This window comes from Microbacterium sp., assembly GCF_036277215.1.
In the GTDB taxonomy this organism is placed as follows: domain Bacteria; phylum Actinomycetota; class Actinomycetes; order Actinomycetales; family Microbacteriaceae; genus Microbacterium.
In genome coordinates, this window is the sequence record NZ_DASUNI010000166.1 from 49445 (window position 1) to 56890 (window position 7446).

The 7446-nt window shown below is 69.1% G+C and carries 8 protein-coding genes; 3 read left to right on the forward strand and 5 right to left on the reverse strand.

Annotated features, from left to right (window positions below; translation table 11 throughout):
• The 4 genes from VFX99_RS08660 to VFX99_RS08675 form a co-directional block, all read right to left on the reverse strand.
• Positions 1-906 (reverse strand): hypothetical protein, encoded by a 906-nt coding sequence (locus VFX99_RS08660; protein ID WP_329665892.1) that lies wholly within the window; start codon positions 904-906, stop codon positions 1-3.
• Complete coding sequence (locus VFX99_RS08665; RefSeq protein WP_329665893.1) at positions 903-2156, reverse strand: tyrosinase family protein; 1254 nt, start codon at positions 2154-2156, stop codon at positions 903-905. The genes VFX99_RS08660 and VFX99_RS08665 overlap by 4 nt, the downstream gene beginning before the upstream one ends.
• A gap of 136 nt (positions 2157-2292) precedes the next feature.
• The gene (locus tag VFX99_RS08670; RefSeq protein WP_329665894.1) at positions 2293-3453 is read right to left on the reverse strand and encodes a Gfo/Idh/MocA family oxidoreductase; all 1161 of its coding nucleotides are present in this window, start codon (positions 3451-3453) and stop codon (positions 2293-2295) included.
• Positions 3453-4253 carry a sugar phosphate isomerase/epimerase gene (locus VFX99_RS08675; RefSeq protein ID WP_329665895.1) on the reverse strand — a complete coding sequence of 267 codons (801 nt, stop codon included), beginning with the start codon at positions 4251-4253 and terminating at the stop codon, positions 3453-3455. The genes VFX99_RS08670 and VFX99_RS08675 overlap by 1 nt, the downstream gene beginning before the upstream one ends.
• A gap of 96 nt (positions 4254-4349) precedes the next feature.
• Between VFX99_RS08675 and VFX99_RS08680 the strand changes: the two genes are divergently transcribed.
• Together VFX99_RS08680 and VFX99_RS08685 are read left to right on the forward strand one after the other, a co-directional pair.
• Entirely contained in the window at positions 4350-4961 is a 612-nt protein-coding gene (locus tag VFX99_RS08680) for a TetR/AcrR family transcriptional regulator (protein ID WP_329665896.1), read from the forward strand.
• Between the two features lie 44 nt (positions 4962-5005).
• Positions 5006-6397, forward strand: a complete 1392-nt coding sequence (locus VFX99_RS08685) for a glycoside hydrolase family 30 protein (RefSeq protein ID WP_329665897.1) — start codon at positions 5006-5008, stop codon at positions 6395-6397.
• A 6-nt stretch (positions 6398-6403) separates the two neighbouring features.
• On the opposite strand, the gene VFX99_RS08690 is transcribed toward VFX99_RS08685, so the two are convergent.
• Positions 6404-6847, reverse strand: coding sequence for a nitroreductase family deazaflavin-dependent oxidoreductase (locus tag VFX99_RS08690; protein WP_329665898.1), 444 nt, complete (start codon positions 6845-6847; stop codon positions 6404-6406).
• A gap of 145 nt (positions 6848-6992) precedes the next feature.
• Between VFX99_RS08690 and VFX99_RS08695 the strand changes: the two genes are divergently transcribed.
• On the forward strand, positions 6993-7446 hold a 454-nt coding region (locus VFX99_RS08695; RefSeq protein WP_329665899.1), incomplete at its 3' end, for a GAF domain-containing protein.

The following is a 7446-nucleotide window of genomic DNA, read 5'->3' on the forward strand; positions in this document are numbered from 1 at the left end:
TCACTCCGGAACCTTCGGCTCTCGCGCCTCGGTGAATCGATCGATCGAGGTCTTCAGCGACCGCGAGCCCGTCTCGCCCTTGATCCGTTCGAGATCCTCGCGGAACCGGTCGTCGTCGACCACGTCGCCCGCGCCGGGCGTGAACGCCATCGCGGACAGGGCGGTGGTCCGCAAGTGCTCGTCCTCGGCCTCATCGAGCACCATGTCGCGCGCGACGTCCGCGAACCGCTCGGGCGATGCCGCCTTGAGACTCATGGCGGCAAGCTCGCGCACCGCTGTCCGCTCCGTCTTGTCCGCCGAGATGGATGCCAGCAGCTCGACCGATCCGGGGTCGCTCGCGAGCGCGCGCAGCGCCTGCTCCCGCACGCGGGCGCCTCCGCTGCGGGCGAGGTCGCGGAAAAGAGGGGCTGAATCGCCGTGCTCGTCGCGCGCGAGGAACCGCGCCGCCGTCGCGGCCGGCAGGAGCGGCTTGCGGGTTCCTTCGAGGCTCTCCTTCAGCAGTCGCTGGCCGACTTCGTCGTTGTCGAGGCTGAGGCGGTCGAGTGCCATGTGACGCAGTTCCTTGTGCTCCGACTCCGCCAGCTCCCGCAGCCGCTCGACGAATTCGGCATGGAACGGCGCGAATCGCACCGGCTGGAAGGCGGCGCCTCCGAGGCGTTCGAGCGCGATCAGGCGCAGCGACAGTGCGGCGGACTCGTCGCCCAGGATGTCCAGCAGCAGGCGGGCCGTGCTCTCGAACGTCTCGGCATCCAGAAGCACCTGCTCCAGGTCCTGCTCCGTCATCTCCGCAGATCGGGCCGCCTCCACTTGACGGGCGGTGCGTGCTTTGGGCCGGGCTCGGCGCTCTTCGGTCAACTCGGCCACGAATGCTTTGCGCAGCGCTTCGATATCGGTCTCGTCGCTCACGGCGTGCCTCCGGTCATCTGGAACGGAACGTCGTCGTAGGCGTATCCGAGATGCGCACCCGACACGGTGCCGAGGTAGTCGATCGTGTCTCTCACGCGCGGACTCACCCCAGGAGCGTCCGTCATCGGCGAGGCCGCAAGGCCGCCGCCCGGGGCGGTCGTCGGTCGCGGCGACTGCAGTGGGCCGCTCCACGGCCACAGCCGGTCGCCCAGGCGATGGCCCGCGTTCGCGGATCCGGGCACGAACGCGCGCGCGACCGCGGGATCGTGCCGGCGGAACGCCCACTGCCACTTCGCCCAGAGCCGATCGACATTGCAGTGCAGCAGGAAGAAGAGCGGATCCTGCGGTGCGGTGCCCGGGTCGGTGATGACTCCGCGCAGGTGCGACATGTGCGCCCGTCCGTGCGGGTTGCCCTGCATGATCGCGAACGGGCCGAAGTCCGCGGCGGGCGAGCCGCCCAGCGCGAGGGTCTGCTGCTCGGACCGCACACCGGCAACGGTCAGCGGTCCGACGCCCGGCCCGCGTTCCACTCCGGGCAGATTTCCGCCGACCCATCCGGTGAGGGGGTTCGACGGCGTGAACTGGACGCGGTCCTGGGGGCCGGAGACGCCCATGAAGGCGCGAGTGAACACGTTGGGCGCGGCCGCGTCGAACCGCCAGTACGGCAGTGAGACCTCGCCGTCGATCGCCTGGAGCTCACGTTCGAGATCGAGCAGGTAGATGCGGTGCCAGGGCAGGAAGCCGGGCCCGCCGTGCGCCTCCCGGTCGGGCGCACCGGCGACGTGCATGTCGCGGAAGTCGGCGAAGCGGCCGTTGGCAGACCCGTTGAGCGTGGCGAGCGCGCGCAGGAAGCGACCCCGTTCGGCGGAGGTGAGTGCGTTCGCGTTCTTGCGCACGCGGACCATCGTCGGGCGAGAGCCCAGCAGAGCGCCCGTCACCCGATCGCGCACCTCGATGACGACGTCACCGAACCGCGTGCTCGCGTTCGGAAAGGCCCCGCCGACCCACACGGTGCGTGCGCTTCCGTCAGCGGGGATGCTGAGCTCGAATGTCGGCGAACCGGCGTGGGTGAGGCGGTCCGAGAACAGCAGTCGTCCGCCGCCGGCGAGCGTGCGGGCGGAAACGGTCACCCCCAGCGGATCGCCGCCCGGGACGGGCGGCGCCGAGGCGAACCGGACCTCGGTCGGCCGCCACGTCACGAAGGCGCGACCACGGTCGTCGTTGCGCGGAAACGTGACGCTGACGCTCATTGGCTCCCCGATGCCGCTGGCTTGCCCCCGGCATCAGGGTAGCGCCGCGGGCGGCGTCGGTCGAGAGCGGCGTGCGCGGCACGCGGAGGAGTCCGTTTCCGGTGCCCCCGCGTGCCGCGTCAGCGACAGCCGTCGTTCAGAGCGTGCGGGCGAACGGGTCGAAGTCGACCGGAACCGCCTCGATCGGCGCGACAGTGCTCTCGACGGGTACGAACTGGCCGATCGCCGCGGATTCCTGCGCCGACACCATGGTGTCGAGCACGTGGTAGCCGAGCTCGCCGGTGGCGCGGTGCGGCCGACCGGTGCGGATCGCGCGGGCCATGTCGAGCACGCCGAGGCCTCGCCCGACCACCACGCCCTCCTCCGGCACGTCGGTCCACGGCTGCTCGGCTACGGCGGCGGTGCCCGGGTCCGATCCGCGATGGCTGAACGGGCGTGTGATCGCCGTGCGCCCGGTGAACATGTTCGGGTCGGGGAGCACGATGGTGCCCTCGGTGCCCGAGATCTCGACGACCCCCTGCCGACGCAGCGGCGAGTCGAAGCTGAGGAACGACTGCGACTGCGCGCCCTGTTCGAAGCTCGCGAGCACGTTGATCGTCGACGGGACCTCGACCCGGAACTTCTTGCCCGCATCCGGTCCGACGAGGATCTCGCGCTCTTCGGTGGCCTTCAGACCGAGCGCCGCCACGGCGGCGACCGGTCCGAGAATGCTCACGAGGGTGGTGAAGTAGTACGGGCCCATGTCGAACAGCGGGCCGGCGCCGTGGTCGAACAGGAACGCCGGGTTCGGGTGGAATACCTCGGGCCCCTGGTACTGCATGCTCGTCTGCGCGAACAGCGGGCGGCCGATCTCGCCGCGCTCGATCGCGCGCTTCGCCGACTGGATGCCGGGGCCCAGGACCGTGTCGGGTGCGATGCCGAGGCGCAGGCCCGCGGCATCCGCCTGCGCGAGAAGCGCCCGCGCGCTGTCACGATCGATGCCGATCGGCTTCTCACTCCACACGTGCTTTCCGGCGGCGATCGCCTGCGACGAGATCTCGACGTGCACGGCCGGAACGGTCAGGTTCACGACGAGCTCGACACCCGGGTGGGCCAGGACGTCGGCAGTGGTGCCGGATGCCGGAATCCCGTGCTTCTCGGCCTGGGACGCGGCGCGGTCGGTGAGGAGGTCGCCGAGGATCAGCACCTCGATGTCGGGGAAGCTGTTCAGGTTCTCGAGGTAGGTGTCGCTGATGACGCCGACTCCGACGAAACCGACGCCGACGGGGCCGGAACCGACCGGTGCGAATGCGGCCATCAGACGAGTCCTCGAGCCGACAGGAACTCGTAGCCCGTGGTGACGCCCTGCCAGATGTCTCCGGGGTACGCATCGAACTCGATGATCGCGTACTCCGCGAACCGTGCAGCGTCGAGCGCGTCGGTGAGCGCGACGACGCCCTCACCTGCCGGCACCTGGTCGGTCGGGATCTCTCCGAGGCTGGGCAGCGGCTCGAGCGTCCCGTCCTTCACGTGCAGCGCGACCACCCGGTCGCCGAGACCGTCCAGAAGAGCGACGACGTCGGCGCCGCCCGCGGACGCCCAGTAGAGATCGAGTTCCAGGCCGACGGCAGGGTCGAGCAGCTCGGCGAAGACCTCGAGCGGGAAGCGGCCGTCGATCTTCTTCAGGAACTCCTGGTTGTGGTTGTGGTAGCCCACCTTGACGCCGTAGGTGGCTCCGATCGCGGCGGCGGCGTTCAGCGCATCGGCGGTCTTGGTGATCTCCTCGAGCGTCTCCCAGCGGTCCGGTGCCACGAACGGGTCGAAGACCGTGGTCATGCCGAGCTTGTTCGCCGCGGCGAAGACTTCCTCGGGCGTCGGGACGGCGATCGACGAATCGAAGGGGTTCTCCGTGCCGGAGGCGAGCGACGCGTGGCCGGTCGGGGACGAGATGCCGTGCCGGGCGAAGGCCTCGGCGAGCTCGTCAGCCCGGGAGACGAAGCCGAAGGCCTCGACGTTGCGGAACCCGATGGCACTCAGCTTGGCGAGAGTGCCGTCCAGATCGGCGGTCAGTTCGTCTCTCACGGTCCAGAGCTGGATGGAGATAGCCGGGTTGGTCATTGCGTTGTCCTGCTTTCTGCGTGGGCGTCGTTGCGCTGTTCCGACGGTAGCAGAAAAAACCACCACATGGAGGTTTTAGTTGCTAGTCTGACGGTCATGGCCGCGACACCCCCGACGCCGAGCGGCGCCCCGAAGCGCGCGACGGCGCCGCGCTCATATGCGAAGGGGATCGCCCGCCGGCAGGAGATCCTCGACCACGCCATCGAGGTGTTCGCCGACAAGGGCGCCGAGGGCACGTCGCTGCGTGCCATCGCGGAGAAGATAGGCGTCTCGCACGCGGCTCTGCTGCATTACTTCGGCTCGCGCGAAGAGCTGCTCGTCGAGGTCCTGCGAGAGGGCGAGCGCCGCCACGGCGATCCCCGAGATCGGGACGAGGTGGTCGGCACGATGGTGCGCGCGGCTGAGCGCAACGTCACCATCCCGGGCTTCGTGTCGCTGTACACGAGCATGCTCGCCGGCTCGCTCGAGGCCGACAAGGATCTGTCCCGGGAGTACTTCGCGACCCGGTTCGCCCGCATCCGCGCCGGGCTGGCCGAGCTGATCGCCGCAGGCCAGGCAGAGGGGCGCTACCGTCGTGGCGTCGAACCCGAGGCGATGGCGGCGCTCGTGATCGCGGCATCCGATGGTCTTCAGATCCAGTGGCTGCTCGAGCCGGACGTCGACATCGCGAGGAGTCTCGAGCTGCTCGAGCGGATCCTGGAGCCGTGACCGGGACCGAAGGCCGTCGCGCAACGTCGGGCTACGGTGGTGGGATGACCCCTGAGCCGGCCGCCCCCGTCCGCTGGATCGTCACCACCCAGGATGCCGCCTGGCGCGAGGTGCCCGGACCGGACGTCGAGCCCGTGACGGAGATGCCGAACGTCTTCGTGGTCGTGGATGACCCGAAGCAGCTGATCGAGGGATTCGGCGCGAGCTTCAACGAGCTCGGCTGGACATCGCTCGGCGTGCTCGAGCAGTCCCAGCGCGACGAGATCTTCCGCGAGCTGTTCGCGCCGGGGGTCGGTGCCGGACTGTCGCTGTGCCGCATGCCGGTCGGTGCGAACGACTTCTCGCGCGACTGGTACTCCTACGACGAGGTGCCCGGCGATTTCGCGCTCGAGCACTTCGACATCTCGAACGACCTCGAGACGCTCGTGCCGTTCATCCGGGCGGCGCAGGAGCAGCGACCCGATCTGCGGCTGTGGGCGTCGCCGTGGAGCCCCCCGAGCTGGATGAAGCGCAACGGCCACTACGCGGGTGCGCTGCCGAATCCATTCATGTCGAACGTGCAGAACGGGCTGAACCCCGACCAGGTCGGCCACGAGGGCACCGACATGTTCATCCTCGACGAGCCGCACCTGAAGGCGTACGCGCGGTACTTCGGCCGGTTCATCGACGCCTACCGCGAGCTCGGCATCCCGATCGGGATGGTGATGCCGCAGAACGAGTTCAACTCACCCCAGGTGTTTCCCAGCTGCACGTGGACGCCGGACGGCTTCGTCCAGCTGCTGCGACACCTCGGGCCGGAGATGGCCGCCCGCGATGTCGAGGTCTTCCTGGGCACCCTCGAACGTTCCGACGACCGCCTCCTCGGAGACGTGGTCGCCGTATCCGAGGCGGCAGGCTACGTCTCGGGACTCGGTGTGCAGTGGGAGGGCAAGGGCGCGGTCGCCGCGCTGCATCGCCTGCACCCCGAACTGCGGATCTACCAGACCGAGCAGGAGTGCGGAGACGGCCGCAACGACTGGAGGCATGCGCGACACGCATGGTCGCTGATGAAGCAGTTCTTCGGCAACGGCGCGAACGCGTACATGTACTGGAACATCTCGCTGCTCGAGGGCGGCCTCAGCCGCTGGGGCTGGACGCAGAACTCGCTGATCGTGGTCGACCCGGAGACCGCCGCCTTCCGGTACTCGCACGAGTACCAGGTGCTCAAGCACGTGAGTGCGTTCGTGGCTCCTGGCGCGCGGGCGCTGACCTGCCTGACCTACTCCGGCTATGACAACCAGCTCGCCTTCCTCAACCCCGACGGCAGCATCGTTCTCGTGATCCAGAACGACATGAGCGTGGAGATGCCGGTGCGGATCATGCTCGGGGACCGGGTCATCGCGCCGACGCTTCCCGCCGATTCGTTCAGCACGATCGTTCTGCCGCCCGTCGGCTGACGGCCGTCAGCGCCGCGGCTCGCAGACGACGACCGGGATCTTGCGTCTGGTCTTGTGCTGATACCGCGCATACCCCGGATCGGCCCCCACGATCGCGCGCCACAGCTCGTCGCGCTCCTCACCGGTCGCAGTGCGCGCGCGCAGGGCGAGCGTGCGGCCGCGCACCGTCAGCTCCAGATCCGGGTGCGACAGCAGGTTGAGGTACCACGACGGATGCCGCGGCGCACCGCCCTTCGATGCGACGAGCACGTAGCGGTCCGAGTCATGCACGGGCGAGGTGAGCAGTACGGTGCGGCGGGTGCCGGTGAGACGGCCGATGGTGTGCAGCTCGACGACGGGCATAGAGGCGAGCGTGGATCCGAGGCGCCCGCCCGAGAGGGCCAAGAGGGCGCGGTGCAGGCGGTTCAGCATCCGGTGCCGGAAGTTCCTGCGCTTGTCCGCGCCCGCCATGATCGAAGCCTAAGCGCCTCGGAGTGCCGATGCCGGGCCGGCCGCGGGTGGGCGGTCCGGAGCCCTATTGCGCGGCCAATTTGCCCCGAGGAGAATGTCGGCTGAAGTTCGGCTAGGCGGGGCGCACGGTCTCTAGAGAGGGGCCATGGTCATGGGGCGCGGTCAGCACGTCAGCGAGGAGGACTTCCAGAGCCTCCGGCGTGACTACAGCGATGCCACGGAGCAGTTCGCGGCGATGAACGAGGTGCTGACCGCGCTGGGCCGATCTTCGTCCGACCCGGACGCGGTGCTGGACACGATCGTCGAGAGTGTGCGGCGGCTGTGCCGATGCGAGGCGGCGGCGATCATGCTCGTCGATGGGGACCACTTCGTCCTGTCGTCGTCCCTGGGGTTCTCCGACGAGTACGTCGACTACGTCGGTGCGCATCCGTTCAAGCTCGACCGCGCCTCGCTCATCGGGCGGGTCACTGTGGACCGCCAGATCCAGCACATCGACGACGTTCTCACCGACCCGGAGTACGGCCGACAGGACGTCCAGAAGATCGTTCGATTCAGGACGGTGATGGCCGCTCCCATGCTCTTGGACGACGAGGCGGTCG